The organism is Lysobacter sp. 05T417 (assembly GCF_056396405.1).
The window spans coordinates 241,326-267,476 of sequence record NZ_JBFTLK010000004.1 but is presented as its reverse complement, the minus strand read 5'-3'; the positions used below and the strand labels follow the sequence as shown (position 1 = coordinate 267,476).

The 26,151-nt window shown below is 68.3% G+C and carries 18 protein-coding genes and 1 pseudogene; 8 read left to right on the top strand and 11 right to left on the bottom strand.

Annotated elements, in window-relative coordinates:
- Nucleotides 1–58 precede the first annotated feature (58 nt).
- From AC1DER_RS09040 to AC1DER_RS08995, 10 genes are all read right to left on the bottom strand, one after another.
- On the bottom strand, nt 59–1,432 hold the full coding sequence (locus tag AC1DER_RS09040) for an APC family permease (RefSeq protein WP_477244508.1): 1,374 nt from the start codon (nt 1,430–1,432) through the stop codon (nt 59–61).
- 93 nt (nt 1,433–1,525) lie between these two features.
- On the bottom strand, nt 1,526–2,809 hold the full coding sequence (locus AC1DER_RS09035; RefSeq protein WP_477357884.1) for a Xaa-Pro dipeptidase: 1,284 nt from the start codon (nt 2,807–2,809) through the stop codon (nt 1,526–1,528).
- Nucleotides 2,810–2,909: 100 nt separating this feature from the next.
- Complete coding sequence (locus AC1DER_RS09030) at nt 2,910–4,079, bottom strand: DmpA family aminopeptidase (RefSeq protein ID WP_477244504.1); 1,170 nt, start codon at nt 4,077–4,079, stop codon at nt 2,910–2,912.
- On the bottom strand, nt 4,079–6,142 hold the full coding sequence (locus AC1DER_RS09025; RefSeq protein WP_477244502.1) for a S9 family peptidase: 2,064 nt from the start codon (nt 6,140–6,142) through the stop codon (nt 4,079–4,081). The genes AC1DER_RS09030 and AC1DER_RS09025 overlap by 1 nt, the downstream gene beginning before the upstream one ends.
- A 3-nt stretch (nt 6,143–6,145) precedes the next feature.
- Nucleotides 6,146–8,683, bottom strand: a complete 2,538-nt coding sequence (locus AC1DER_RS09020) for a CehA/McbA family metallohydrolase (protein ID WP_477244500.1) — start codon at nt 8,681–8,683, stop codon at nt 6,146–6,148.
- A gap of 5 nt (nt 8,684–8,688) precedes the next feature.
- The gene (locus tag AC1DER_RS09015) at nt 8,689–10,065 is read right to left on the bottom strand and encodes an acetyl ornithine aminotransferase family protein (protein ID WP_477244498.1); all 1,377 of its coding nucleotides are present in this window, start codon (nt 10,063–10,065) and stop codon (nt 8,689–8,691) included.
- Nucleotides 10,062–10,856, bottom strand: a complete 795-nt coding sequence (locus AC1DER_RS09010) for a CoA-transferase subunit beta (RefSeq protein ID WP_441816558.1) — start codon at nt 10,854–10,856, stop codon at nt 10,062–10,064. The genes AC1DER_RS09015 and AC1DER_RS09010 overlap by 4 nt, the downstream gene beginning before the upstream one ends.
- Complete coding sequence (locus tag AC1DER_RS09005) at nt 10,853–11,704, bottom strand: CoA transferase subunit A (RefSeq protein ID WP_477244556.1); 852 nt, start codon at nt 11,702–11,704, stop codon at nt 10,853–10,855. Before AC1DER_RS09005 ends, AC1DER_RS09010 begins: the two co-directional genes overlap by 4 nt.
- Before the next feature lie 4 nt (nt 11,705–11,708).
- Entirely contained in the window at nt 11,709–13,277 is a 1,569-nt protein-coding gene (locus AC1DER_RS09000; RefSeq protein ID WP_477244495.1) for an aldehyde dehydrogenase family protein, read from the bottom strand.
- A gap of 53 nt (nt 13,278–13,330) precedes the next feature.
- Nucleotides 13,331–14,647 (bottom strand): aminotransferase class III-fold pyridoxal phosphate-dependent enzyme, encoded by a 1,317-nt coding sequence (locus tag AC1DER_RS08995; protein ID WP_477244493.1) that lies wholly within the window; start codon nt 14,645–14,647, stop codon nt 13,331–13,333.
- Nucleotides 14,648–14,870: 223 nt separating this feature from the next.
- Here AC1DER_RS08995 and AC1DER_RS08990 point away from each other — a divergent pair, with 223 nt between their 5' ends.
- From AC1DER_RS08990 to AC1DER_RS08965, 6 genes and pseudogenes are all read left to right on the top strand, one after another.
- Complete coding sequence (locus tag AC1DER_RS08990; RefSeq protein WP_477244491.1) at nt 14,871–15,686, top strand: IclR family transcriptional regulator domain-containing protein; 816 nt, start codon at nt 14,871–14,873, stop codon at nt 15,684–15,686.
- A 24-nt stretch (nt 15,687–15,710) separates the two neighbouring features.
- Nucleotides 15,711–16,892: a 3-oxoadipyl-CoA thiolase gene (pcaF, locus tag AC1DER_RS08985; RefSeq protein ID WP_477244554.1), complete on the top strand. Its 1,182-nt coding sequence runs from the start codon at nt 15,711–15,713 to the stop codon at nt 16,890–16,892.
- A 127-nt stretch (nt 16,893–17,019) separates the two neighbouring features.
- Entirely contained in the window at nt 17,020–19,047 is a 2,028-nt protein-coding gene (locus AC1DER_RS08980) for a tetratricopeptide repeat-containing sulfotransferase family protein (RefSeq protein ID WP_477244489.1), read from the top strand.
- An 85-nt stretch (nt 19,048–19,132) separates the two neighbouring features.
- Entirely contained in the window at nt 19,133–21,703 is a 2,571-nt protein-coding gene (locus AC1DER_RS08975) for a TonB-dependent receptor (protein ID WP_477244487.1), read from the top strand.
- 156 nt (nt 21,704–21,859) lie between these two features.
- Entirely contained in the window at nt 21,860–23,005 is a 1,146-nt protein-coding gene (locus AC1DER_RS08970; RefSeq protein WP_477244485.1) for a saccharopine dehydrogenase family protein, read from the top strand.
- Nucleotides 23,002–23,361 (top strand): annotated as a pseudogene (locus AC1DER_RS08965) (DUF2269 family protein); the annotation flags it as partial. The gene AC1DER_RS08970 and the pseudogene AC1DER_RS08965, both read left to right, overlap by 4 nt.
- Before the next feature lie 154 nt (nt 23,362–23,515).
- Here AC1DER_RS08965 and AC1DER_RS08960 read toward each other — a convergent pair.
- Nucleotides 23,516–25,054, bottom strand: coding sequence for a PAS domain-containing hybrid sensor histidine kinase/response regulator (locus tag AC1DER_RS08960; protein ID WP_477244483.1), 1,539 nt, complete (start codon nt 25,052–25,054; stop codon nt 23,516–23,518).
- 191 nt (nt 25,055–25,245) lie between these two features.
- On the opposite strand from AC1DER_RS08960, the gene AC1DER_RS08955 reads away from it, so the two are divergent.
- Nucleotides 25,246–25,770 (top strand): nuclear transport factor 2 family protein, encoded by a 525-nt coding sequence (locus AC1DER_RS08955; RefSeq protein ID WP_441816549.1) that lies wholly within the window; start codon nt 25,246–25,248, stop codon nt 25,768–25,770.
- 26 nt (nt 25,771–25,796) lie between these two features.
- Complete coding sequence (locus AC1DER_RS08950) at nt 25,797–26,144, top strand: GFA family protein (protein WP_477244481.1); 348 nt, start codon at nt 25,797–25,799, stop codon at nt 26,142–26,144.
- The last annotated feature ends 7 nt before the right edge of the window (nt 26,145–26,151 follow it).

Genomic DNA, 26,151 nt, shown 5'->3' with positions numbered 1-26,151 from the left:
TGGCGCTATGTGTTGCGGGTGGTCCGGAAGGCGGTGGTGCGGACGGTGCTGCGGACGGCTAGGGTTTCGCGGCCGGCGGCAGCAGCGGGCTGACCCGGCCATTGCGCAGACGCAGCAATGCGTACACCGGCAATCCGGCGGCCGCCAGTACGATAGCCCAGCCGAACGGTTCGCTGCCAAGGCCGATGAAGGCGAACGTCACATACGCCAGGCCTGGCACCGCGAGCACCAGCATGTCGCTGTTGGCCGGCCGCTGGCCGCGGCGCCACAGCACCAGCAGCGCCAGCGCGCAGCACAGGTACAGCGGCAGGTTGGCGGCGGTGACGACCGTGGTGATGAAGGTGAAGCCCTGCACCAGCGACTTGCTGTAGTTCATCAGGATCATCGCGCTGGCGAGGGCACCGGTCGCGACCAGCGCCAGCGCCGGCGCGCCGAAGCGGTTGCTTCGCGAGAACGACGCCGGCAGGCCGCCGTTGCAGGCGATGGTGCGGGTCAGCTCGCCGACCAGCAGCACCCAGCCGTTCAACGCACCCAGGCCGCTGATGACCACGAACAGCGACAGGGCGCGGCCGTAGCCGCCGCCGACCAGCCGATCGAGCAGATCCGAGAACGGCGCCTTCGATTGCGCCAGCTCCGCCGCCGGGATCAGCAGCAGCGGCACGGACGAGACGACGAGGTAGATCACAGCCGTGATCATCGTGCCGACCATGGTCGCGCGCGGGATGGTCCAGCCCGGGTCGCGCACGCGGTCGGCCGGCACCGCCGCCGATTCGAAACCGAGCATCGCGAACAGGGCAATAGTCGACGCCGCCATCAGTGGCGCCAGGCTGACCGGTTCGGTCGGCAGGTTTTCGGTGTAGCTCGATGGGTGCGTCAGCAGCAGCCAGATGCCGAGCCCGGCCACCGACAACATCGGCAACAGCTTCAGTACCGTGGTCACGATCTGCACGCGCCCGCCGGCGCGCACACCCAGCAGGTTGACCAGCACGAACAGCCACAGCAGTGTCACCGCCTGCAGCGCGGCGGGCACCTCGCGCAGCGCGGGGAACAGCGTGTCGAGGTAGCCGACCACGCCTATGGCGATGGCGGCATTGGTGATCCACGTCGCGATCCAGTACGACCACATCGCCACGAACGCGGGGATCTCGCCGAGCGTGCCGCGGATATAGCCGTAGGGGCCGTCGGCCGAAGGCATGTCGCGCGCGAGCCGCGCGAACACGCGTGCCATGGCCAGGCAGCCAAACACGGTGATGACCCAGCCCAGCATCGCGCTGTAGCCATACGGCGCCAGCGACGCGGGCAACAGGAAGATGCCGATGCCGATGGTGTTGCCGACCACCAGTGCCGTACACATCCAGAAGCCGAGCTTGCGCTCCGGCCGTGTGTCGCAGTGTTGCGTGTTGCCAGCCTCGTTGACGCGCGGGTCCTGCATGCCTTGCCACCCCTGTTCAGTTGGTACTGCGGTGCGCGTCCTGCGAATTGTGTCGCCAGCTTTCAACCCACTATGTATTCGCCATCATGGACTTCAATGGGATCCGGTGCAGCTTTGCTCCGGTGCGGCACAGATCAGCCGGCCCTGGGCGACCACGGCCTCGACCTGGCGCAGCACTTCAACGTCGGTCAACGGATCACCGGCGACCGCGATCAGGTCGGCGGACTTGCCCACGGCGACTGAGCCCAACTCTTTCTCGCGCCCGAGCGACGTGGCGGCGCTGATGGTGGCCGAACTGATCGCCTGCATCGGCGTCTGCCCGTTTCGCACCATGTAGGCGAACTGGCGCGCATTCTGGCCGTGCGGGTAGACGCCGCTGTCGGTGCCGAAGCCGATGCGCACGCCCGCCTTCACCGCCTTGCGGAAACCGTCGCGCTGGGTCTGGGTGGTTTCGGTGTTCTTGCGCAGGATCTCTTCGGGCCAGCCGTCGCGGCGGCCGATCTCCTCGATGTAGTCGCCGTTGTAGACGTCGGCGACCAGCCAGGTACCGTGCTTCTTCATCAGCGCGATGCCCTCGTCGTCGAGGTAGGAGCCGTGTTCGATCGAACGCACGCCGGCGCGGACGGCGCGCTTGATGCCCTCGGCGCCGTGTGCGTGGGCGACCACGAAGGTTCCGTGCAACGCCGCCTCCTCGACCGCGGCATGGATCTCGGCCTCGCTGTACTCCGGTGCGCCCGGCTCGGTGCCGCTGGCCAGCACCGCACCGGTGGCGATGATCTTGATGAAGTCGGCGCCGCCTGCGATCAGTTCGCGCACGCGCTGGCGGATCTCGGCCTCGGAATTGGCGACGCCGCGGCGCATGTCGGCGGGGACCTGGACGTCCGGCGCCAGTCCGGTGACTTCGCCACCGCCGCCGCTGACGGTGACGTAGGTGCCGGCCACGAACATGCGCGGGCCTTCGACGATGCCCTCGTTGATGGCGTTGCGCAGGGCGACGTCGGTGAAGGCGCGGTAGGTGCCGACATCGCGCACGGTGGTGAAGCCGGCGCGGAGGGTGTCGCGGGCGTTGCGCACGCCAATCAGGGCGTCGCGCGCGGAGGTGCTCATCAGCGGCGCGGCGACGTTGTCGGACTGGATGTCGCCGACCAGGTGCGTGTGCAGGTCGATCAGGCCCGGTAGCACCGTGTAGGCCGACCAGTCGAGGACACGGGCGTCGCCGACGGCGGCAGCCGAGAACGGTTCGACGCGGGTGATGCGTTGGCCTTCGATGCGGATCGCCTGATCGTTGAGCACGCGACCGTTGTCGACGTCGACCAGGTGACCGGCACGGACCACGATGGCCTGGGCAGCGACGCTCTGGGCAGGCGGCGCAGCCATGCCCGCCCCGGACAGGGCGGCAGTCAGGACGGCGGCAAGCGCTTTCAGGGGAAGCTTTGTCATCGATTCGGGCCAGTGGCAGTCGGATGGAAGATCGGGTTCACTTCGGCGCCTGCGTCGGGCCCAGGCGGCCGTAGCGCTTGAGCAGCTTCAGCAGCGGCCCGTGCGGAATCGCGTTGGCATAGCGTCCGCCTTCGCCGCGCATATCGCGTGCGGCGATCATGGCGTTGACGATGGCTTCTTCGGTGGCCTGCACCGTCGCCTCGAACAGGCCGTCGACGTTGTCGTTGCCCAGATACCTGGCTTCGTGCAGCGCACCTTCGCCGGCGCCAGTGGCATTGGCGGTGGAGAAGGCGAGGAAGAGGTCACCGGATCCGTTGCCGGCATAGCTGCCCATCCGCGCCAGGCCCATGCCAGCGCGTTTGGCTATTCGCCTGAGCTGGTGCGGCAGGAGCGGTGCGTCGGTGGCGATCACGATCACGATCGAGCCGGTGTCGCCGGTGATTGCCGCGTCGGTGTAGACGCGATCGTCGCGCAGGAACTGCCCGACCGGCACGCCGGCGATGCGCAGCGGATCGCGCACGCCGTAGTTGGCCTGCACCAGCACGCCGACGGTGTAGTCCAGTCCGTCGCCACTGACGCGGCGCGAGGCCGTGCCGATGCCGCACTTGAACTCGTGGCAGATCATGCCGGTGCCGCCGCCGACATTGCCTTCGGCGACCGGGCCATTGCGGGCGCCGGCCAGCGCCTGGGCGACGTGTTCTGGCCTGACGTGGAAACCGTTGATGTCGTTGAGGTGGCCATCCCAGGTTTCGGCCACCACCGGCAGCGACCACCAGTAGCCGCTGGCATCGGCGCCGCCGGCCTTGACGCGTTCGGCAATCACCGCATCGCGAACCACGCCGACGCTGTGGGTGTTGGTCAGCATCACCGGGCCCTCGAGCATCCCGGATTCGTCGATCCAGGCCGTGCCGGTCATCTCGCCATTGCCGTTGAGCGCGAACCAGCCGCCGAACACCGGCGTGTCGAGGCTGGCCTTGCCGCGCGGCAGGATCGCAGTGACGCCGGTACGCACCTTGTGGCCGTCGGCCAGGTCCTCGATCAGCGTGACCTGGCCGACCGTGACACCGGCGACATCGGTGATCGCGTTGAGCGCGCCCGGCGTGCCCTCGAACGGGATGCCGAGATCGCGGGCACGGGGTTCTGCCGCCTGCGCCGCGGCGCAGGCCGCGCACAACGCCAGCGACAACAGCAAGATCTGCTTGCGCATCATGGGGCGTCCTTCAGGTAACGGTCGTACCACGCCAGGTTGCGGGTCAGGCGATCGGTCAGGTAGCTCGGCACGCTGAGCTGGTGGTTCTCGCCCGGATAGACCACCAGCTGCGTGGGCACGTTGCGGGAGCGCAGCGCCTGGTACATCTGCTCGGCGCCCAGGCATGGCACGTTGAAGTCGGCTTCGCCGCACTGGAACATCGTCGGCGTGGTGATGCGGTCGGCGTGCAGGAACGGATAACTGGCGCGGTCGTACTGTTCGCGGTTCTGCCAAGGCGTGCCCAGCTCCAGCGCGTACTCGCGCACGTACTGGTCGTGGCCGTACATCGCGTACATGTTGGACGCGCCGGCGCCGCTGATGGCGGCCTTGAAGCGGGTGTCGCGGGCGATCACCGCATTGGTCAGGATGCCACCGTAGCTCCAGCCGCCCACGCCCAGGCGTTCGGGATCGGCCACGCCCATGGCCACGACATGCTCGACACCGGCGACGACATCGCGGACGTCGACGTTGCCCCAGTCGGCATAGATGGTGCGGGCGAAGTCGAAGCCGCGGCCGGAACTGCCGCGCGGATTGATCGCGACCACGGCGTAGCCGTTGGCCGCATACACCTGCCAGTCGGGCATGAACTCATGGCTGAACTGGTACACCGGCCCGCCATGGATCCGCAGGATCGTCGGGTAGCGCTGGCCTTGCTGGTAGCCCACCGGCTTGACCAGGATGCCTTCGATCTCGACACCGTCGACCTTGAAGGCGATGGGTTCTGCCTGCGCGAGGGTGCGTTCGCGCAGGAAGGCGTTGTGATCGGTCAACTCGCGCAGGCCCTGCGGTTCCACCGCCGAGATGCCGTAGGGATGGGTGTCGTCGCCACCGAGCACGACGACGCGGTCGTTGGCCGACACCGCAAGGTCGTAGTCGAAGCGGTTGCCGTGGCTGAGTTCGCTCATCTCGCCGCTGTCGACGTCGATCTTCTCGACGCGGGTGACGCGGCTGCGCTCGACCAGCGCATAGACGTGGCGGCCATCCGCCGCCCAGCGCGGCTTGCTCATGCAACGGTCGATCGGAGCGGCCATGCGGGACGCGCCAGTGGCGACATCGATCACCGCCAGCTGCCACGGTGCGTAGTAGATCCACTTGTCCTCGCCGCTTTGCAGGTAGGCGATGCGGCGGCTGTCCGGACTCCACGACGGGCGTGTTTCCCAGTACGGGTCGAGGTCGGAGCCGGTGAAGGTGGTGAGCTGGCGCTCCCTGGCGCCGGCGCGTGGCTCGACCACGTAGATGTCGTAGTTGAGGTGGCGGTCCGGGTCGACGCCGCGCTTGGTGACGTAGGCGATCAGCTTGCCGTCGGGCGACCAGGACGGCAGCAGTTCGTCGTGGTCGCCGGTCGTGATCTGCTCGGCGCGACCGGTGGCGATGTCGACCACGTACAGATGGGTGCGATGTCCGTCCAGATAGCCGGTGCCGTCTTCCTTGAACTGGTAGCGCGTGGTGACGATCGGCGGCGGGTTCTTCGGCGCCGGCGTGCCGGCAGGGCGCTCCGGATCACGCACGATGACGGCCAGGTGCCTGCCATCGGGCGACCACACGTAGTCGTCGACACCGCTGGCGAATGTCGTCACGCGTCGGCCAACGCCGCCGCTGGCAGGCATCAGCCAGACCTGGCTGATCTCTTCCTCGTCTTCGTCCTTGCTGCCGGCGCCATCCTTGCCAGTGGTTGGCTTGCGCGGCGCGGGCGCATCGGACAGGTAGGCGATCGATTTGCCGTCGGGCGACCACAGCGGCCGCGATTCGCTGTTCTCCGCGGTGTTCGTCAACTGCTTGCGCCCGCTGCCGTCGTAGCCGACACGCCACAGGTCGCTCTGGGTCATGTCCTGCGCATTGTTGACGGTCAGCACGCTGTAGACCACGGCCGCGCCGTCCGCCGACAGATCGGGCTCGGCGACGTCGGCCAGGCGGTTGTAGTCGGCGATGCTGAAGCGGGCCAGCTGCGCCGGTGGCGCGGCCTGCGCCGCCAGTGCGGTCACGGCCAGGCACAGCGCTATCCATCGGCGTGGCGTCTGCATCGATCAGTGTCCCCCGGCCTTGCCCTGGTAGATGGCCTGCGCCGCGCGCAGGTAGTCGAGCGTCGCACGTTTTTCTTCGGCGTCGTTGAAGTCGTCGCGCGCGTCTGCGGCCTCGATCACGCGGCCGAGCCAGGCCGTGAAGTAGGCCGCATCCTCGCGCGCCGGCGGCGCTCCGCCCGGCAGTTCCAGCCAGACCGGGTTGGTGGTCGCGTACGGGTACAGGTCCAGCAACTGCGGGTCGGCGCCGTCGTTCCAGGCGCGCAGCAGGATCCAGCCGCCCTGCGCCAGATCGAGCTCGCCTTCGCCATCGAAACTGCGGCGGTCGCCGCCGAGGTCGAACTGCTTGACGACGCGACCGTTCTGGACGAGTTCGAGATGGTCGACCGCCATCGGCGAGCGCAAGGCGACGCGGTAGCCCGCGCGCCCGGGCGCGGTCATCGCCAGGGTATCGCCAGGCTTGCGACCCGACAACAGCAGGCCGAGCAGCGGGCCATTGCTGACGAAGCTGTGACCCTGCTTCAACGATTGCAGCAGCGCGGCATCGCCGCCGTCGCTGCCGCGCTGTTCCAGGAACACCCGGTTCAGTCCGACCGGGCCGCGCAGCGAAGCGTAGTTGGCCATCGCATCGGTGCCGGCGCCGGCCGGCAGGCGGTAACCGAGGTTCAACAACCGGTACCAGACTGCGGCGGTGGCCTTGTGGTCGCTGAAGCCGACGACTTCCAGGTAGTCGACCTTGCCGTTGGCGACATCGGCCGGCAGCTGGTGGCTGAGCACCGCATCGTTCGCAGGATCGGGCACGGTGTCGAACGGATGCACGTAGCCGACCACGCCCTGCTGCGCGTGCGCCAGGTCGGCGATCACGCCATTGTGCGGATACGGGCTGGCCATCGCGGTATGGCGGTAGGCGGCGAAGTCGGGCGTGATGTAGTGATCGCGCAGGTCGAGCAGGCCCAGGTGGCCCCAGAAACTGGTGTGGAATTCCTGCGCGTTGGCGATGCGCACTGGACCGGTCGCATCCGACGTGCCGAAACGGGCGATGTCGGGGATGCGCTCTTCCTTGTTGACGACCAGGTTCTCGACCACGTCGAGGTCCTCGGCGCGCGCCTGCAAGGCCAGGTGCCCGGGCGTGTTGCGGTAGTGGCCGCCGTAGTTCATGTGCACGTGCAGGTCGGCGCTGCGCCAGTGGCCAAACGCGGCCGGAAGCGGCTGCGGCTGCAGGTCGGCTCGCACGGTCGTGGTGCTGCCTGCGGCCAGGTCGAGCGTCCGCGACCACGGCAGGTGGGCGAAGCCGTGCTGCACCGTCACCGATGTCGCGCCGGCAGGCACGTCGAGGCTGCAGGGCGAGGCGCAGTGGAAGTAGTGGCTCTCGGTCGCCTGCACGGCACGATCGAAGCCGTCGTCGGCGTGCATCCAGGCATCCGCCGGTCCCTGCGCACGGGCATCGCTGCCCTGCACGCTGACGCGCGCCGGTACCTCGCGGCCCTGGCCATCGCGGATCCGGATCTGCAGCCGCGCCGTCGGTGCCAGCGTGCGTCGCTGCTTTGCGACCACGGCCTGGCTGGCGCCGCCGATCACGTCGATCACCGACAGCGCGGTGTTGCCCACCGCATCCTGGCCGATGTAGGCGACGCGGCGGCCGTCGGGCGACCAGCGCGCGTTGCGGCGCTCGTCATCGCCGAAGGTCAGCGGCAACGGCGGCGCGCCGTCGAGCGTGGTCAGCCAAAGCTGGTGCGTCTGGCGGCCGTGGTAGCCGGCGTAGAGCAGGCGCTTGCCATCGGGCGCGAGTTCCGGCCGCGCGCTCCAGCTGGTCTCCTCGCGCAGGATCCGCGTTGGCGCCTTCGGGTGCGTGCTGTCGACCGACCACAGGTCGCCGCTGCCCCAGGCGATCTCGGCATTGCCGACGAAGACGATGCGCTTGCCGTCCGGCGACCACGACGGATTGATCGCATGGTCGAACGCCGAATAGTAGTAACGGTCGAGCGTGCTCTTGCGCTCGCCCAGCAGCGGCTTCGGGTGGTGCAGGCCGTCGATGTCGATGTCGGCGACGAACAGGTTGAAGTGTCCCGTGCCCTGCGTGGACACCCAGGCAATGCGCCTGCCGTCGGGCGACAGGCGCGGCTCGACATTGACGGCACCGCCGCTGGTCAGCGCCTGCGCGCGGCCGCTCGCCAGGTCCAGGCGCCACAGCTCCATGCCCTTGCCGTCGTAGCGGGTGAACACGACGCTGCGTCCGTCGCGGGCGACATCGGGCTGGAAGTCGTAGCCGCCCTGCGCGTGGGTCAGCTCGACCGCCTCGCCGTCGCCGATGCGCTGGCGCCAGAGCGAGCCGGCCATGCTGTACACCAGCGACTGGCCGTCAGGCAGGAACGCCAGCGACGACGGGCCGGTGGTCAGCTGCGGCAGATAAAGTTCGCGCCAGTAGTAACTGTGCGGCAGGTCGACCTGCTTGAGCACCGGCTCGCGCCCGCTTGCGGCGGCCACGCCGACGCCGACCGCCGCCAACAGCAAAGCGGCGGCGATTGACCGGTGACGGAATCGCATGCGGCTCAGCCCTGAGTTCCGTTCAGCGCCTCGTCGAGGCTGGTGCGCAACAGCGCCACCGCCTCGTCGATCTGCGCGCGCTCGACATTCAGCGGCGGCATGAAGCGCACGGTGCTGGTGCCGCACGACAGCAGCAACAGGCCGTTGTCGAAGGCGCGGGTGATGACCGCGTCGCACAGCGCTCGCGCCGGCGTGCGTGCCGGATCGGACTCGACCAGCTCCATGCCGATCATCAGGCCGCGGCCGCGGACTTCGCCGATGCAGGCGTAGTCGCGCATCAGCTCGCGCAGTTTGGAAGAGAAGTAGGCGCCCGCCTGCGCAGCGTTGTCGGCGAAACCGCCGGCGACCAGGTCGATGGTCGCATTGGCTGCCGCGCAGGCCAGCGGATTGCCGCCGTAGGTGTTGCCGTGCGCGCCGCGCTTCCACTGCGACATCAGCGACTTCGAAGCGACCATCGCCCCCACCGGCAGGCCCGAGCCCAGGCCCTTGGCCAGGGTCATGATGTCCGGCTTCACGCCCCAGTGCTCGCTTGCGAACATGCGTCCGCTGCGGCCGATGCCCGACTGCACCTCGTCGAAGATCAGCAGGATGCCGTGCTCGTCGCAGAGCTCGCGCAGCCCGGCCAGGAAGCCATCGGGCGGGACGACATAGCCGCCCTCGCCCTGGATCGGCTCGACCAGGATGCCGGCCACTTCCGCCGCCGGCACGCTGCGTTCGAACAGCATGCGGATGTAATCGAGCACGGCCACGCCCTGGTCGGTACCGGCGAACAAAGGCCGGTACGGATTGGGATACGGCACGTGGGTGACGCCCGGCATCGTCGCGAAGAAGCCCTTCTGCTGGGTGTACTTGCTGGAGGTGAACGCCAGCGAGCCCATCGAGCGACCGTGGAAGCCGCCGAGGAAACCGATGAAGCGCGGGCGCCCGGTGACATAGCGCGCCAGCTTGATCGCCGCCTCGACCGACTCGGTGCCGGACTGGCACAGGAAGCTCATCGCCTCGCCGCCTTTCATCGGCGCGATCTTCGCCAGGCGCTCGCCCAGCCCGGTCATCTGCTCATGCCAGTAGTCGCTGGAGATGTGCAGGAACTGGTCGGCGGCGTCCTTGACCGCCTGCACGACCTGCGGATGGGCGTGGCCGGTGCTGCACACGGCGATGCCGGCGGCAAAGTCGAGGAAGCGGTTGCCGTCGACGTCCCAGACCTCGCTGCCGCGGCCGTGCGACATCACGAACGGATAGTCGCGCGGGTACGACGGCGAAATCACCTCCGCGTCGCGTGCGATCATCGCGCGCGCCTTCGGGCCGGGCAGTTCCGTTCGGATGTGATCAGTGCCGCTGTGGTCGTTGCGCATGGCGGGCTCGTGGAAGGGTTGACGGGTCATGCGGTCACCTGCGGCAGCACGACCGGCCGCGCATGCGCCTCGCGGGTGCGCGCATGCAGCGCGCGCAGGATCGCCAGTTCCGACTCGCTCGGCGCGGCGATGGTCTCGACGGTCTCGGCCAGCAGCAGCGGCCAGGCCACCGCCGCCCTCGCCTCCTCGACGGTGGCGCCGGCGTACAGCGCGCTCAGCCGCAGTTCGTCGCTGCGCGGGTGCGGGGTGAGGATGCCGAAGTCGGTGATCACCGCGCGCGGGCCATCGCCGGTTGCGCTGGTCCTTGCACGCGCGCCATGGCCGTCGAGATAGCCGGCGGAGGTTCGGAAATCGAGCTGCTCGACCAGGCTGCGCGGCGAAGCCTTCAGCATCACGAAGGTCTGGCGCGCATGCGCGGCGATTTCCGGCGCGCCACCGGCGCCGGGCAGACGCGTGGTCGGTGCGTCATACGGCCCGATCACCGTGCTGTTGAGGTTGCCGTAGCGGTCGACCTGGGCCGCGCCGAGGAAGCCGACGTCGACACGGCCGGCCTGCAGGTAGTGGCTGAACACCTCCGGCAGCGGCACCACGAACGAGGCGGTCTCGGCCAGTTCGCCATCGCCGATCGACAATGGCAGCACGTCCGGACGCGTGCCGATGGTGCCCGACTCGTAGATCAGCACGATGTCGGGCGCATGCGTGAACCGCGCCAGGTTGCAGGCCGCGCTGGGCAGTCCGATGCCGACGAAGCAGACGCAGCGGTTCCACAGCATGCGTGCGGCCGCCACGGTCATCCACTCATCGCGGGTGGCTTCGCTCATGCCGCCTTCGCCTGCAGGCTGGCCAGGAAGCCGGCGTGGTCATTGGTTTCCAGCACGTGTTCGCGCATCCAGTCATTGAAGGTGTCGCGGTCGCGCGCTATGGCATCCCAACGCTGGTAGAAGGCGTTGTCGCGGGTGTAGTGGCCGTGGGCATACGACGGATACGCGCCGCCCGGGCAATGCACCACCGCGTCGACGGTCCAGTGCGGCAGGACGATGCCGTTCATCGCGGGCGCCAGCTGATCGACGATCTCCTCGACCGTCACCACCACCGCACCGGCCGCGAGCGCCGCTTCGCGCTGCGCGCCGACGATGCCCTGGATGGCGACGTTGCCTTCGCGGTCGGCGCATTGCGCGTGCAGGATGGTCACGTCGGGATTGATCGCCGGCACGGCCGCCAGGCGCTCGCCGGTGAACGGGCATTCGATGCGGCCGATGCGCGGGTTGGCTTTGTCCAGGTCGTTGTCGAGGTAGCCGCGCAGCACGCCGAACGGCAGCCGCGCCGCGCCGGCGCAGTAAGCCGCGGCCATGCCGGCATGGCTGTGCTCGTCGAGTTCCAGCGGCTGCGGCCAGCCGTGCTCGACCGCATCGCGCAACCGGTGCAGCGAGCCGATGCCGGGATTGCCACCCCAGGAGAACGTCAGGCGGCGCGCGCAGCCCATGCCGATCATCTGGTCGTAGATCAGATCGGGCGTCATCCGCACCAGGTGCAGGTTGCGCCGCCCCAGGCGGATGAGTTCATGGCCTGCGGCAAACGGAATGAGATGGGTGAAGCCTTCCAGTGCGATGCAGTCACCATCGGCGACGTGGGCGGCAAGCGCTTCGCGCAGCGACATCAGGCGCATCAGCGGTTCACTCCACGACCGTGCGCGACTGTTCGCGCAGGTACTGCTGCAGGTAATAGAACGATGCGATCGCCTTGCCGGTCGAGCCCGAACCCTTCCAGCCACCGAACGGCTGGTAGCCCGGCCAGGCGCCGGTGGTCGCGCCCTGCGGGCGGTTGGCGTAGGTGACGCCGGCCTCGATGCGATCCTGGAACCACGGCACTTCGTCGGCACCGCCGTAGAAGCCGGCGGTCAGGCCCATGTCGGTGTCGTTGGCCAGTCGCATCGCGTGCTCACGGTCGCGGTAGCGGTGAAGCATCACGATGGGAAGGAACATCTCCTGCTTCCACAACGGATGGGCGAGGTCGGCTTCGGCCAGGACCGGTTCGACGTAGTAGCCGCGCCCCAGTTCGCCGTCACGGAGCTGGCGGCCGCCGGCGACCAGGGTTGCACCACTGGACTGCAACTGCTCCATGTAGCGGGCGTAGTTGTCGTAGGCGCTTTCGTTGATGACCGGGCCGAGCCAGTTCTCGCGCTTGCGGGCATCGCCAATCCGGATCGCCTCGATCTTGCCGCGCAGCAACGCGATGAGTTCATCGGCGACGCGGTCGTGAACGTACAGCCGCGACAGCGCCGAACACTTCTGACCGCCCATGCCGAAGGCCGAACGGACGATGCCGGTGGCGGCGCGCTCGAGGTCGGCGTGCTCGGTGACGATGCACGGATTCTTGCCGCCCATTTCAGCGATGCACGGCCGCGGCCAGGCGCCGCCGGCCATCTGCCGCAGCAGTTGCATGCCCACGCCGACCGAACCGGTGAAGGTGATGCCCGCGGTCAGCGGATGCTGCGCCAGTGCCTCGCCGACTTCGCGGCCGGAGCCCGATACGTAGTTGAAGACGCCGGGCGGCAAGCCGGCGTCGCGGATGCAGTCGGCGAGCAGGCGCCCGGACCACGGCGTGTCGCTCGCTGCCTTCACCACCACCGTGTTGCCGGTCACCAGCGCCGCCGCGACCGGGCCACCGGCCAGCGCGAACGGGAAGTTGAACGGCGCGATCACCACCCACACGCCATGCGGCCGCATCACGCTGCGGTTGCGCGAGACCACGCCTTCGAGCGGGTCGTTCGGCAGCCGCCGGTCGAAGCCGGCGTTCTGCTCGTAGTCGTCGGCGTAGTAGTGGAAGAAGTCGACCGTCTCCTGCGCTTCACCCAGCGCCTCCATGCGGTTCTTGCCGACCTCCAGGGTCAGCGCCGCGGCGATGTCGTAGACGCGCTCCTCCATCAGGTCGCCGACCTTGCGCAGCAGGCGCGCGCGTTCGGCGACCGGCAATGCGCGCCAGGCCGGGAATGCGGCATGCGCCGCGCGCATCGCGCGTTCGACGTCGGTGCCGTCGGCAAGCGCGAACTCGCCCAGCGACAGCGTGCTGTCGATCGGACTGCGCCGCTGCGCATGGCTTGCCGCCGCTCGGTCCTCGCCATCGATGAACAGTTCGTGGCGGCGACCAAGGTCCGCACTGACCCGGGCCATCGCGGCCTCGAAGCGCTCATGCATCGCCTCGGGCGGGTTGAACATGGTGGCGTAGGTCAGGCGGAAGCTCATTGCGGCCTCGCTGCGATCGCGACGATCGCCGGTTGGAATCGTGGGACGGGCATTTACGGGAAGAACCGCGCCAGCAGGCGGTCGAGCAGCGAGATCGCGTCGGCCAGCTCGTCCTCGCTGACCACCAGCGGCGGCGCCAGCACGATGAGATTGCCGCGCGTGGCGAACGACACGCCCGCCGCCATCGCCTCGTCGACCAGCGCCTTCAGGGCCGGTGGCGTCTGCGGCCAGGGCGCCAGCGCGGCGCGACTTTGGCGATCGGAAACCAGTTCGACGATTGCATACAGCCCGTGACCTCCGCGGACGTCGCCGATCACCCGGTGCCTGGTCTGCAGCTGCTGCAACTGCGCGAGCAGGCGCGCACCCAGCGCGCGCGATCGCTCGATCAAACCTTCGTCTTCATAGGCCTGCAGGGCCGCCACGCCGGCGGCGCAGGCCAGCGGATGGCCGCAATAGGTAAGCCCGGAATACAGGACTTCATGTTCCAGCGTTGCCGCGACCTCGCGGCTGAGCACGACCGCGCCCAGCGGCAGCGCCGCGCCGGTCAGGCCCTTGGCCAGCGTCATCAGGTCGGGACGGCCGGCCTCGCCATGGCGCTGCCAGGCGAACCACTCACCGCAGCGGCCGAATGCGCTCATCACCTCGTCGGCGATGAGCCAGACACCACGGTCGGCCGTGTGCATGCGCAGCGCCGGCCAGTAGTTGTCGGGGGCGACGATGCCGTTGGTGCCGGCATCGGGCTCCATGATCACCGCGGCGACGTTTCCGGCGCCAAGGTCGTCGATGCGGTCGGCCACTGCTGCGGCCGCGCGTTCTCCGCATTGCGCCTCGTCGCGGCCACCGAACGGGCAACGGTAGCCATACGGCGGCGGCACGTGATGCACGCCCAGTGCGCGTGGGTCGATGCCGAGCGCCTTGGCGCGGGTGTCGCCGGACATCGCCATCGCCAGCTGCGTGGCGCCGTGGTACGAGCGCTCGCGGGCGATGATCGCGCCGCCGGGCTTGCGCGCAGCCTGGCGTGCGATCCGCACCGCATGTTCGTTGGCATCGGCACCGCCCAGGGTGAAGAACACCCGCCCGCCCTCGAACCCGGACCGCTCCAGCAGCGCCTGCGCCAGTTCGGCACGCGGTTGCGCTCCCCATGCGTTGGTGACGAAGCACAGGCGCTCGGCCTGGGCGCGGATCGCTTCGATCAGGCGCGGATGCTGGTGGCCGAGGTTGCTGCACTCGGCCAGGCTGCTCATGTCGAGGATTTCGCGGCCATCGGCCAGGTGCAGCCGCGCGCCGCGGCCGCCGACCACGGTCGGCGCATCCCAGTCGGCCTGCACCGACCAGCTGTGCAGGACGCAGTCCCGCTCAGCTGTGGCCATCGACTGCACCCTCGCCTTCACCATGGACTGCGCGCCCTCCCCGGCAACCGATCTGTGCGCTATGCGCACGGATGTGCGTATTGCGCACCACTCTACGGAAGCACTAATCTCGTCGTCAATCCGGTCCGCGACAAGTTCGCATGGACCGGGTGCGACCCACGACAAGCAAGACCAGCACCACGACGAACACCCACGAGCCGGCCCGGAGAGAAGGACGCAACGCATGCCGAGAAAAGCAGAGGGCTCGGACCAGTTCGAGGACGGCGGCGACTATGTGCAGTCGCTGGCGCGCGGGCTGTCGGTGCTGTCCGCCTTCGGCCGCGACCGCAACCGCCTGGGCCTGGCCGACATCGCCGGGCGCACCGGCCTGTCGCGCGCCGCGGCGCGGCGACTGGTCCTGACCCTGCAGCACCTGGGCTACGTGCGCGCCGTCGGTCGTGAATTCATGCTCGGCCCGCGCGTGCTCGAGCTGGGCTTTGGCTACCTCGGCTCGCTCAATCTGACCGACCTCGCCCAGCCGCTGATGGAAGACCTTGCGCGCAAGGTTCGCCAGAGCAGTTCGATGGCGGTGCTCGACGGTCAGTCGATCGTCTACGTGCTGCGCGTGCCTGGCCAGCGGGTGATGAGCGTGAGCCTGGGCGTCGGCGCGCGCCTGCCTGCGTTCTGCGCGGCGATGGGACGGGTGCTGCTGTCGGGCCTGGACGACGCCGAGCTCGACGCGTGGCTGACGCAGTGCAAGCCGAGCAAGCTCACCCCGCATACGCAGACCGACCTGCGCCGGCTGCGCCGGATCGTGTCGGACGTGCGCATGCAGGGCTATGCCTACGTCGAGCAGGAGCTCGAACTGGGCCTGTGTTCGATCGCGGTGCCGCTGCGCAACGCGCAGGGAAAGATCGCCACGGCAATCAACGTCTCCATGCCCTACCACCCGGACGCCGGCCGCCACGCGATCGAGAACGTGCTGCCGCAACTGGAGCAGACCGCCGCGGCAATCGAAGGGTGCGTGCCGGCGAACCGCCTGCAGGCGGTGTCTGCGTGAGTGTCGGCGTCTGACATGACCGGCCTGCGCCCCGTCTATCTCTGCGACGGCGTGCGCACGCCGTTTGGCCGCTATCGCGGCGGCCTGTCGATGGTCCGGGCCGACGAGCTGGCCGCCCTGCCGATCGCGCAGCTGCTGCAGCGCAATGCCGGCCTCGATCCGGCGGCCATCGACGAGGTCATCCTCGGCTGCGCCAACCAGTCCGGCGAGGACAACCGCAACGTCGCGCGCATGGCCCTGCTGCTGGCCGGTCTGCCGCTGTCGGTGCCGGGCGTCACCGTCAACCGGCTCTGCGCGTCGGGCCTGGAGGCGGTCGGCCAGGCCGCGCGCGCGATCGCCGCAGGCGAAGCGGAACTGGTGATCGCCGGCGGCGTGGAAAGCATGTCGCGCGCGCCGTACGTGATGGGCAAGGCCGACGCCGCGTTCGATCGCGAACAGGCACTGCAGGACACCACCCTGGGCTGGCGCTTCGTCAATCCAAGGTTCCAGGCGCAGTTCGGCGTCGACCCGATGATGCGCACGGCGCAGAACCTGGCCGACGAACACGGCATCGAACGCGCCGACCAGGATGCATTTGCGCTGCGCTCGCAGCAGCGCACGGCACAGGCGATGGCCAGCGGCCGCTTCGCGCGCGAACTGATGCCGGCCGGAAAGCTCGAGAACGACGAGCAGCCGCGCGGCGACACCTCGCCCGACAAACTGGCAGCGCTGGTACCAACTCTCGGCGCCGGCACCAGCATTACCGCCGGCAACGCCTCCGGCCTCAACGACGGCGCCTGCGCACTGCTGCTCGCCAGCGAGGACGCGGCCGTGCGCCATGGCCTGGTGCCGCGCGCGCGCGTGCTCGGCATGGCCAGTGCCGGCGTGCCGCCGCGGACGATGGGAGTCGGCCCGGTTCCGGCCATTGGCCGCCTGTTGCCGCGACTGGGACTGGCCCTGGACGACTTTGGCACGATCGAGATCAACGAGGCCTTCGCCGCCCAGGTGCTGGCGGTGACCCGCGCGCTCGGCCTGGCCGACGACAGCACGCGGGTGAACCGCAACGGTGGCGCGATCGCGCTCGGTCATCCGCTCGGCGCCAGCGGCGCGCGGCTGGTCCTGACGGCGATGCACGAGCTGGACGCGGCGGATCGGCGCCGCGCCCTGGTGTCGATGTGCGTCGGCGTCGGCCAGGGCGTGGCCCTGGCCATGGAGCGCGCCGGATGAATACGCCGCAGCCCCGCCCAGACCGCTTGGTGTTAAAAATTGGTGATTGTTGGCACCACATTCGGCATAGTCGGGTCGCGCCACCGCTTTGCCTGCCCCCGCCGTCCTGTTACGCGTGAGACCCCGCATGAGCGTCGCACCCGAGCCCTCTGCCTCCCTCGAAATCGCCCTGGCCCATGCCGTGCGGTTGCTGGATGAGCAGCCGGCGCTGGCCGAGGCGCAGGCCGCGGAGATCCTGCGGGCACTGCCCAACCATCCGACCGCGCTGCTGGTGCTGGGCGCCTCGCGCTCGGCCTGCGGCGACAACGCCGGCGCGCTGGCGGTGCTCGAGCCACTGGCGCAGGCGCAGCCGGGCTCGGCGCGGACCCAGCTCGAACTGGGCATCGCGCTTGGCCGCAGCAGCCGCGGCGACGAGGCCCTGCAGGCGATGCAGCGCGCGGTCGCGCTCAAGCCGGACCTGCCCAGCGCCTGGCTGGCACTGGGCGAGCACCTCTCGGCCACCGGCGATAACACCGCCGCCGAAGCCGCCTACAGTCAGCACATCCGCTATTCCAGCCGCGACCCGTCCCTGCTGCGCGCAGGCGCGGCCCTGGCCGAGAACCGCATCCCCGAAGCCGAGGCGCTGCTGCGCGCGCACCTGCTGAAGTCGCCCAACGACGTCGCCGCGATCCGCATGTTCGCCGAGCTGGCCGCGCGCCTGGACCGCAGCAGCGACGCCGAGAACCTGCTGGCGCGCTGCCTGGAACTGGCGCCGGACTTCCATGCCGCACGTCAGCATTACGCCCTGGTCCTGCACCGCGGCAACAAGTCCGGGCAGGCGCTGGTGCAGATCGACATGCTGCTCGCGCACGCCCCGGACAACCCGGGTTACCGCAATCTCAAGGCCGCCGTACTGTGCCGCATCGGCGACTACGCCACGGCCATCGGCCTGTACGAAGGCATCCTGCGCGCCTACCCGCGGCAGACGCGGGCGTGGATGAGCTACGGCCACGCGCTCAAGACCGCCGGCCGCCAGGACGATTCGATCGCAGCCTACCGTCGCTGCATCGCGCTGGAACCGTCGCTGGGCGAAGCCTGGTGGAGCCTGGCCAATCTGAAGACGCTGCGCTTCACCGCGCACGACATCGAGACGATGCGCGCACAGCTGGCGCAGCCGCGGCTGTCGGACGACAACCGCCTGCACCTGGAGTTCGCGCTCGGCAAGGCGCTCGAGGACGCCGCCGACCACGAGTCCTCGTTCGGCCATTACGCGCGCGCCAATGCGCTGCGCCGCACCCAGATCGACTACAACGCCGGCGCCACCACGGCCAAGGTCAACCACGTCCGCCAGCTTTACACGCGCGAGTTCTTCGAGCGCCGCGCGGGAAGTGGCGACGAAGCGCGCGATCCGATCTTCATCGTCGGCCTGCCGCGTTCGGGTTCGACGCTGCTGGAGCAGATCCTGTCCAGCCACAGCCTGGTCGAAGGCACGATGGAGCTGTCGGAAGTCACCTCCATCAGCCGCGAGCTGCGTTCGCGCGCCGGCCCCGATGCCGGCGGCCCGGGGCGGTACCACGACGTGCTGGCCACGCTCGATCACGACGAACTGCGCGCCCTCGGCCGCCGCTACCTCGATCGCACCCGCATCCACCGCCACACCGACGCGAAGTTGTTCATCGACAAGATGCCCAACAACTTCATGCACGTCGGCCTGATCCAGCTGATGCTGCCCAACGCGCGCATCATCGACGCGCGCCGCCACCCGCTGGCGTGCTGCTTCTCCAACTTCAAGCAGCATTTCGCCCGCGGCCAGGGCTTCAGCTACAGCCTCGACGACATCGGCCGCTTCTACCGCGACTACGTCGCGCTGATGGCGCATTTCGACGAGGTACTGCCGGGCCGCGTCCACCGCGTCATCTACGAGCGCATGGTCGACGACACCGAACACGAGGTGCGCCGCCTGCTCGACGCCTGCGGCCTGCCGTTCGAGCCGCAGTGCCTGCGCTTCTTCGAGAACGACCGCCCGGTGCGAACGGCCAGCTCCGAACAGGTGCGCAAGCCGATCTTCCGCGAAGGCCTTGATCAGTGGCGCCACTACGAACCCTGGCTCGAGCCGCTCAAGGCAGCGCTCGGCCCGGTGCTCGATGCGTACCCCGAGGCGCCTGGGGACCCATGAAGTAAGTCAGACCTGGTTTGTTCGTCAGACCTGGTTTGTCAGTTCCGGTACCGCTCCATTTCGTCCGTCTGGGGAGAGAAGAACGATGCAGAAGTCCGGCAGTAGATCACGTACACGCGTTACACCCGTGCCGCTTCGACCCGCACGCTACGCGCGCTTCCCGCTGACGGCAGCCATCTGCCTGGCCTTCGCCTCGCCGGCGTTTGCCCAGGACGCGACGACGCCAGCGCCCGCAACCCAACCCACGCCGGCTGGCCAGCGCGAGGCACTGGTCCTCGACACGGTCACGGTGACCTCGCAGAAGCGTTCGGAAAACCTGCAGAAGGTGCCGATCAGCATCGAGGTGCTGGGCGAGCAGAAGCTCGACGAACTCAACGTCACCGATTTCGAGGACTACGTTAAGTACCTGCCGAGCGTCAGCTACCAGACCTTTGGTCCCGGCTTCGCCCAGATCTACATGCGCGGCGTCGCCAGCGGCGGCGACGGCAACCACTCCGGCTCGCTGCCGAGCGTGGGCGTGTATCTCGACGAGCAGCCGATCACCACCATCCAGGGCCCGCTCGACTTGCACATCTACGACGTCGCCCGCGTCGAGGCGCTGTCGGGCCCGCAGGGCACGCTGTACGGCGCCAGCGCCCAGGCCGGCGCGTTGCGCATCATCACCAACAAGCCCGACGCCAGCGGGTTCTCCGCCGGTTACGACCTCGAGCTCAACAGCGTCAGTGACGGCGGCATCGGTCATATCGAGGAAGGCTTCGTCAACATCCCGGTCGGCGAGGCTGCCGCGATCCGCCTGGTCGGCTGGAACCAGCACGACGCCGGTTACATCGACAACAAGCCGCAGGATCGCCAGTTCCCGGTCCGCGTCGACGACGGCGGCACGCCCGACGACCCCAGCGACGACACCCGTGCCAGCTGGGGCGGCGTGCTGACCAACCGCGACTGCACCAGCACCGACCTGCTGGTCTGCACCGGCCGCGCCAAGGACGACTACAACGACGTCGACTCCACCGGTGCGCGCATGGCGTTGAAGGTCGACCTGAACGACAACTGGTCGATCACGCCGATGGTGATGGGCCAGACCGAGAAGTCCAACGGCGCCTTCTTCACCGACCGCGAAGTCGGCGACCTGGCGATCAGCCACTTCTACAAGGAGAAGTCGGACGACCGCTGGTGGCAGGCCGCACTTACGGTCGAGGGCAAGATCGGCAACTTCGACCTGACCTACGCCTACGGCCACCTCAAGCGCGACGTCGACGTCGACTCCGACTACAACGACTACGGCTTCTGGTACGACACGCTGGCCTCCTACAGCGCCTACGACGACAACGACAACTTCATCAACCCGTCGCAGTACATCGTCGGCAAGGACCGCTACAAGAAGGACAGCCACGAGCTGCGCCTGAGCTCGCCGGCCGAGGACCGTTTCCGCTTCACCGCCGGCCTGTTCTACCAGGACCAGAAGCACGACATCGAGCAGCGCTACAAGATCGACGGCTTCGGCTCGCAGTTCTCGATCACCGGCTGGCCCAACACCATCTGGCTGACCAAGCAGGACCGCGAGGACAAGGACGAAGCGATATTCGGCGAGTTCTCGTACGACTTCATCCCCGAAGTGCTGATCGGCACGATCGGTGGCCGCCACTTCCGCTCGGAGAACAGCCTCAAGGGCTTCTTCGGCTTCAGTGACGGCTGGTCGTCGGGTTCGTCGTACGGCGAGTCGATCTGTATCGAGCAGTTCGGTCCCGACTCGGCCAACTGGCCCTCGTTCAACGGCGCGCCGTGCCAGATCTTCGACAAGACGGTCAAGGAAAGCGGCAACCTGGGCAAGGCCAACCTGACCTGGCAGATCACGCCGAGCAAGATGATCTACGCCACCTGGTCCGAAGGCTACCGTCCGGGCGGCATCAACCGCCGCGGCACGCTGCCGCCGTACCTGTCGGACTACCTGACCAACTACGAGATGGGGTGGAAGACCAGCTGGGCCGACAACCGCTTCACCTTCAACGGCTCGGTGTTCCACCAGGAGTGGGAGGACTTCCAGTTCAGCATCCTTGGCGCGAACGGTCTGACCGAGATCAAGAACGCCAACCAGGCCAGCATCGACGGCCTGGAAATGGACATCAACTGGGCCGCGACCTACAACCTGCAGATCGGCGCCGGCCTGGCGTTCTACGATCCGAAGCTGACCGAAAACTACTGCGGTTTCACCGACGGCGACGGCAACCCGGTCACCGATTGCGCCGACCCGGAAGCGCCGGACGGCACCCAGTTGCCGGTGACGCCGGAGTTCAAGGGCAACGTCATCGCCCGCTACAACTTCACGCTGGGCACGATGGATGCCTTCGTGCAGGGCTCGCTGGTGCATGTGGGCGGTCGCAAGTCGGACCTGCGCATCGTCGAGCGGGAGATCCTCGGCGAGCTTGATGCCTACACCGTCGCCGACATGTCGGCCGGCATCAGCCGCAACAACTGGACGTTGAGCGTGTACCTCAACAACGTCTTCGACGAACGCGCCGACATCTACCGTTTCGCAAGCTGTGCGGAAACCGTCTGCGGTGCCTCGGGCGTGGTGCCGGAGTACCCGAACGGCCAGATCTACACCGTGACCAACCAGCCGCGCACGCTGGGCATCCGGTTCGGGCAGAAGTTCTAAGGGGCAGGTGCGACAAGAGGTGTGGGGGTGAGGGAAGCCGGCGGCAATCGGGGGGTTGCCGCCGGCTGTTTTTTTCCGCCTTGCCCACTTCCGGGCGGCCTGATAGCGTGCCGCCGGGGATTCGACGACGGACAGGGACGTGGCCGGGCAAGCGCGATGAAAGCACTGGTACTGGGCGGTTACGGAAACTTCGGCGCGCGCATCTGCCGCGCACTGGCAGGCGATTCCGCGATCGAGCTGATGGTTGCCGGCCGCAATCGTGATTCGGCGCAGCGCCTGGTTGATTCGATCGGAGGCAGGGCCACTGCCGTGGCCATCGACTTCAACGCGCCGGACTTCGCCCGGACGCTGAGGCAGCTCGACGTTGGCCTGATCATCCATGCTGCCGGACCGTTCCAGCAGCAGTCGTATGCGGTGGCCCACGCTGCCGCCGAAGCGGGCGCGCACTACATCGACCTCGCCGATGGCCGGCGCTTTGTCTGCGATTTTCCTGCGGCGCTGCACGAAGCGTTCCTGGCATCGGGCAAGGCCGGGATCACCGGCGCCAGCACCGTGCCCGCGCTGTCTTCAGCCGTGGTCGACCATCTGTGCGAGGGCTGGAGCGCGATCGACGCGGTGGACATCTGCATCGCTCCGGCCCAGACCGCGCCCCGCGGCACCGCCACGATGGCCGCGGTGCTGAGCTACTGCGGCGAACCGGTTCGTGTCTGGCGCCGTGGGCGATGGCTTGATGCGCCCGGCTGGGCGAACCCGGAGCGCGTGGATTTCCTGCGCCTGCGTCCGCGCATCGGCGCGCTGTGCGACATCCCCGATCTCGAACTGTTTCCGCCGCGCTATGGCGTGCGCGACCGGGTGATGTTCCGTGCGGCGCTGGAAGTCGGGTTCACGCAGCGGGTGTTCGCCATGCTCGCCGCGCTGCGATCGATGGGCCTGCTGCCCCGGCCGCAGCGCTGGGCCGGGGCGTTGAACCGGATCGCCGGCCTGTTCGATTTCCTTGGCACGGCACTGGGTGGAATGGTTGTCCGCGTAGAAGGCCGTGACGCTTCCGGGCAGCCGACCCGCAGGGCCTGGCACATTGCCGCGGGCGACGATCATGGTCCGGAGATCCCGTGCATGCCGGCGATCCTGCTGGCACGCCGGCTGGCAGCGGGCGGCGCGATGCCGGCCGGTGCATTCACCGCAACCGGCCTGCTGGAGTTGGCGGAGTTCGCGCCGGAGTTCGCACGCTGGGGCATGCAGACCGACACGATCGATGAGAACGTGCCGACGGGTTCAGCGACAGTCGTCCCGGAGTTGGCATGACCCCCTACCTGCTGGTGAAGTGGATCCACATCCTCTCGAGCGTCGTGCTCGTCGGCACGGGGTTCGGCACAGCCTTCTATCTGTACTTCGGCAACCGCAGCGGCAACGTGCAGGCGCAGGCGGTCGTGGCGCGGCTGGTGGTGCGTGCCGACTGGTGGTTCACCACCCCGGCGGTACTGATCCAGCCCGCCAGCGGCTTGTTCATGGCGCATCTGGCCGGGTGGCCGCTCACGACGCCTTGGCTGGCGCTGTCGATCGCGCTGTACGTGCTGACCGGTGCACTGTGGCTGCCGGTGGTGTGGCTGCAGATCCGCATGGCGGCGATGGCAACCGCGGCAGCCAGCGCCGATGTCGCGTTGCCGGACCGCTACTGGCGCTACGCGCGAAGGTGGGAGGCGCTCGGATACCCCGCCTTCCGCGATGCTGGCGGTGTTCTACCTGATGGTGGCCAAGCCTGCGACGTGGTCGCAGCTGCTGCCGTGACACCGGCACACGCGAAACCACCGCGCCTCAGTCGTCGGCACCGAACAGCCCATGCAGCGCCTGTTCGATCTCGCCTTCCAGCAGCGGCTTGGTCAGGTGGACACCGATTCCCGCTTCCCTGCTCGCCTGCCGGTCGCTGTCCTGGCCGTAACCGGTCAGGGCAATGAACGGTGGCGGGTCCTGCAGTTCGCTGCGCAGGCGGCGCGCGACCTCGAGGCCGTCGATGTCCGGCAGTCCCACGTCGAGGATCACCGCATCGAAACGGGTGACGTGAATCGCGTCCATCGCGCTGCGCCCGTCGAACACCATGCTGCTGCGGTAACCCCATTGCTGCAGCAGGCGCTGCAGTGAATCGGCGGCGTCGCGGTTGTCGTCGACGATCAGGATATGGCGCGGCTGCGCCGGCGCACGCCTGGACTCGACCGTCGCGTTCTCTGCCGGCCCGGTAACCGTGGACAGCTTGACCACGAACTCGACGCCCTTGCCGGCTTCGCCGGTGCTGAAGGCGCTCACTTCGCCCCCATGCAGCGCGACGAGCTGCTGCACCAGGCTCAGGCCCAGCCCGAGACCGCCCGGCGCCTGCGCCGAATGCGCCTGCCCCTGCACGAACAGGCCGAAGACCTCTTCCAGGCGATCGACCGGGATGCCCGGGCCGTTGTCGCGGACCGAGACCTCGGCCTGCGCGTTGTCATGGCGCATCGATGCCGTGATGACGCCGCCTGCGGGAGTGAACTTGACCGCGTTGTTGAGCAGGTTGCTGAACACCTGCAGCAGACGGGCGCGATCGCCGCAGACCCAGACCGGTTCATCGGCGAGCTGGATGCGAAGGACGTGGCCGCGTTGCCGCGCCTCCGGCTCGATGGTTTCCATCGCATTGCCCAGCACCTCGCGCAGGTCGAGCACGCTCAGTTCCAGGCTGATCTTGCCGCTGGTGATACGGCTGACATCGAGCAGGTCGTCCACCAGCCGCGTCATGTGCGCGACCTGGCGGCCGATCACGTCGCGACAGAACCGCAGCGACTCCGACTCGATGGATTCGCTTTGCATGATCGCGACCGCGTTGGCGATCGGTGCGAGTGGATTGCGCAGCTCATGGCCGAGCATGGCAAGGAACGTGGTCAGCCTGCGACCTTCGTCCTCCAGCGCGTGAATGCGACGGCGATCGGTCAGGTCACGGGTGATCTTGGCGAAGCCGCGCAGCTCGCCATTGGGGTGGTCGATGCGGGTGAGGACCAGGTTCGCCCAGAACTGCGAGCCGTCCTTGCGAAGGCGCCAGCCTTCATCCTCGAACCGGCCCTTGCTGCGCGCCTCGGCCAGTTCGTGGTCGGGCCAGCCCTGGTCGATGCGATCCTGGGGATAGAACACCGAGAAGTGGCGGCCGACGATATCGCCTGCCTTGTATCCCTTGATGCGCTCGGCGCCCTTGTTCCAGCTGCGGATGTAGCCGTCTTCGTCGAGCAGGAAGATCGCGTAGTCGCGCACCGACTCCACCAGCAGCCGGTAGGTGGCGTCGTCGACGCCCTCCTCCCATGCGGTCAGGGTCGAATGGTCTTTCGCGTTCGTCATGTGGTTCCCCCGCGCAGGGCCCCATCGGCGGTCAATCGAGAGTCGCCGGGCCTTGCTGTGCTGATGTCGGATCTTACCTGCAGGGTTGCTGCAGTGCCCGGCGGGCGCAGCCGGCGGCAGCGGGGGCTGTCCGGGATGGGGCTTGCTATGCTCCGGGCCACCTGCGCCCCTTCCCCACAATGGTGAACACGATGGGTTTTTCCGAAGTCCTGCCTGGCACGAAGAAGTCGATCGGATTGTTTGCCGCACTTCTCGCCGTGGCGGCTGCGGGGGCTTCGTTCGCGTCGGGCCCGGGCAGCGCCGCAAAGCCGGCAGCCGATCCCCTGTTCGATACCGTCCTGGCGCTGGATACGGCTGCATTCGAGGCTTTCAACACCTGCGACCAGCCGGGGCAACTGCTCAAGCACGCCGGCTATTTCGCCCCTGACGTCGAGTTCTATCACGACACCGGCGGCGTCACCTGGTCGCGCCAGGAGATGCTCGCCAACACCGGGAAGTACGTGTGCGGCCACTTCCGTCGCGAACTGGTGCCGGGCACGCTGCAGGTCTATCCGATCAAGGATTTCGGCGCGATCGAACAGGGCACGCATCGCTTCTGCCAGTTCGACTCGGGCAAGTGCGAGGGCATCGCCGACTTCCTGATCGTGTGGAACAACAACAACGGCAAGTGGCAGATCACGCGGGTACTCAGTTACGGGCACCGCGAGAACAAGTGACACCCAGGCACACGGAGGTATCAGACATGAAGTACCAGGGCAGCTGCCATTGCGGCCGCGTCGCGTTCGAAGTGGAAGGCACCATCGACAGTGGACTGTCGTGCAACTGTTCCATGTGCAGTCGCAAAGGTTCGCTGCTGTGGTTCGTGCCGCGCGACCAGATGCGACTGACCACGCCCGAGGATGCGGCCAGCACATACCTGTTCAACCGGCACGTGATCAGGCACCGCTTCTGCCCGGAGTGCGGCATCCACGCCTATGGCGAGGCCAACGATGCCAAGGGCAATCCCACGGCGGCAATCAACCTGCGTTGCCTGGAAGGCATCGACCTCGCGGCCATTGCGGTGCACGAGTACGACGGCAAGTCCAGGTAACGCCGGC

Excerpts from the sequence above, each read along its gene's own strand:
- AC1DER_RS09010 (WP_441816558.1), bottom strand. The coding sequence starts at position 10,856 with ATGAGCGAAGCCACCCGCGATGAGTGGATGACCGTGGCGGCCGCACGC.
- AC1DER_RS08970 (WP_477244485.1), top strand. The coding sequence starts at position 21,860 with ATGAAAGCACTGGTACTGGGCGGTTACGGAAACTTCGGCGCGCGCATC.
- AC1DER_RS08975 (WP_477244487.1), top strand. The coding sequence starts at position 19,133 with ATGCAGAAGTCCGGCAGTAGATCACGTACACGCGTTACACCCGTGCCG.
- AC1DER_RS09040 (WP_477244508.1), bottom strand. The coding sequence starts at position 1,432 with ATGCAGGACCCGCGCGTCAACGAGGCTGGCAACACGCAACACTGCGAC.
- AC1DER_RS09035 (WP_477357884.1), bottom strand. The coding sequence starts at position 2,809 with ATGGCTGCGCCGCCTGCCCAGAGCGTCGCTGCCCAGGCCATCGTGGTC.
- AC1DER_RS08995 (WP_477244493.1), bottom strand. The coding sequence starts at position 14,647 with ATGGCCACAGCTGAGCGGGACTGCGTCCTGCACAGCTGGTCGGTGCAG.
- AC1DER_RS09000 (WP_477244495.1), bottom strand. The coding sequence starts at position 13,277 with ATGAGCTTCCGCCTGACCTACGCCACCATGTTCAACCCGCCCGAGGCG.
- AC1DER_RS08990 (WP_477244491.1), top strand. The coding sequence starts at position 14,871 with ATGCCGAGAAAAGCAGAGGGCTCGGACCAGTTCGAGGACGGCGGCGAC.
- AC1DER_RS08950 (WP_477244481.1), top strand. The coding sequence starts at position 25,797 with ATGAAGTACCAGGGCAGCTGCCATTGCGGCCGCGTCGCGTTCGAAGTG.
- AC1DER_RS09025 (WP_477244502.1), bottom strand. The coding sequence starts at position 6,142 with ATGCAGACGCCACGCCGATGGATAGCGCTGTGCCTGGCCGTGACCGCA.
- AC1DER_RS08980 (WP_477244489.1), top strand. The coding sequence starts at position 17,020 with ATGAGCGTCGCACCCGAGCCCTCTGCCTCCCTCGAAATCGCCCTGGCC.
- AC1DER_RS09030 (WP_477244504.1), bottom strand. The coding sequence starts at position 4,079 with ATGCGCAAGCAGATCTTGCTGTTGTCGCTGGCGTTGTGCGCGGCCTGC.
- AC1DER_RS08960 (WP_477244483.1), bottom strand. The coding sequence starts at position 25,054 with ATGACGAACGCGAAAGACCATTCGACCCTGACCGCATGGGAGGAGGGC.
- AC1DER_RS09020 (WP_477244500.1), bottom strand. The coding sequence starts at position 8,683 with ATGCGATTCCGTCACCGGTCAATCGCCGCCGCTTTGCTGTTGGCGGCG.
- AC1DER_RS09015 (WP_477244498.1), bottom strand. The coding sequence starts at position 10,065 with ATGACCCGTCAACCCTTCCACGAGCCCGCCATGCGCAACGACCACAGC.
- AC1DER_RS08955 (WP_441816549.1), top strand. The coding sequence starts at position 25,246 with ATGGGTTTTTCCGAAGTCCTGCCTGGCACGAAGAAGTCGATCGGATTG.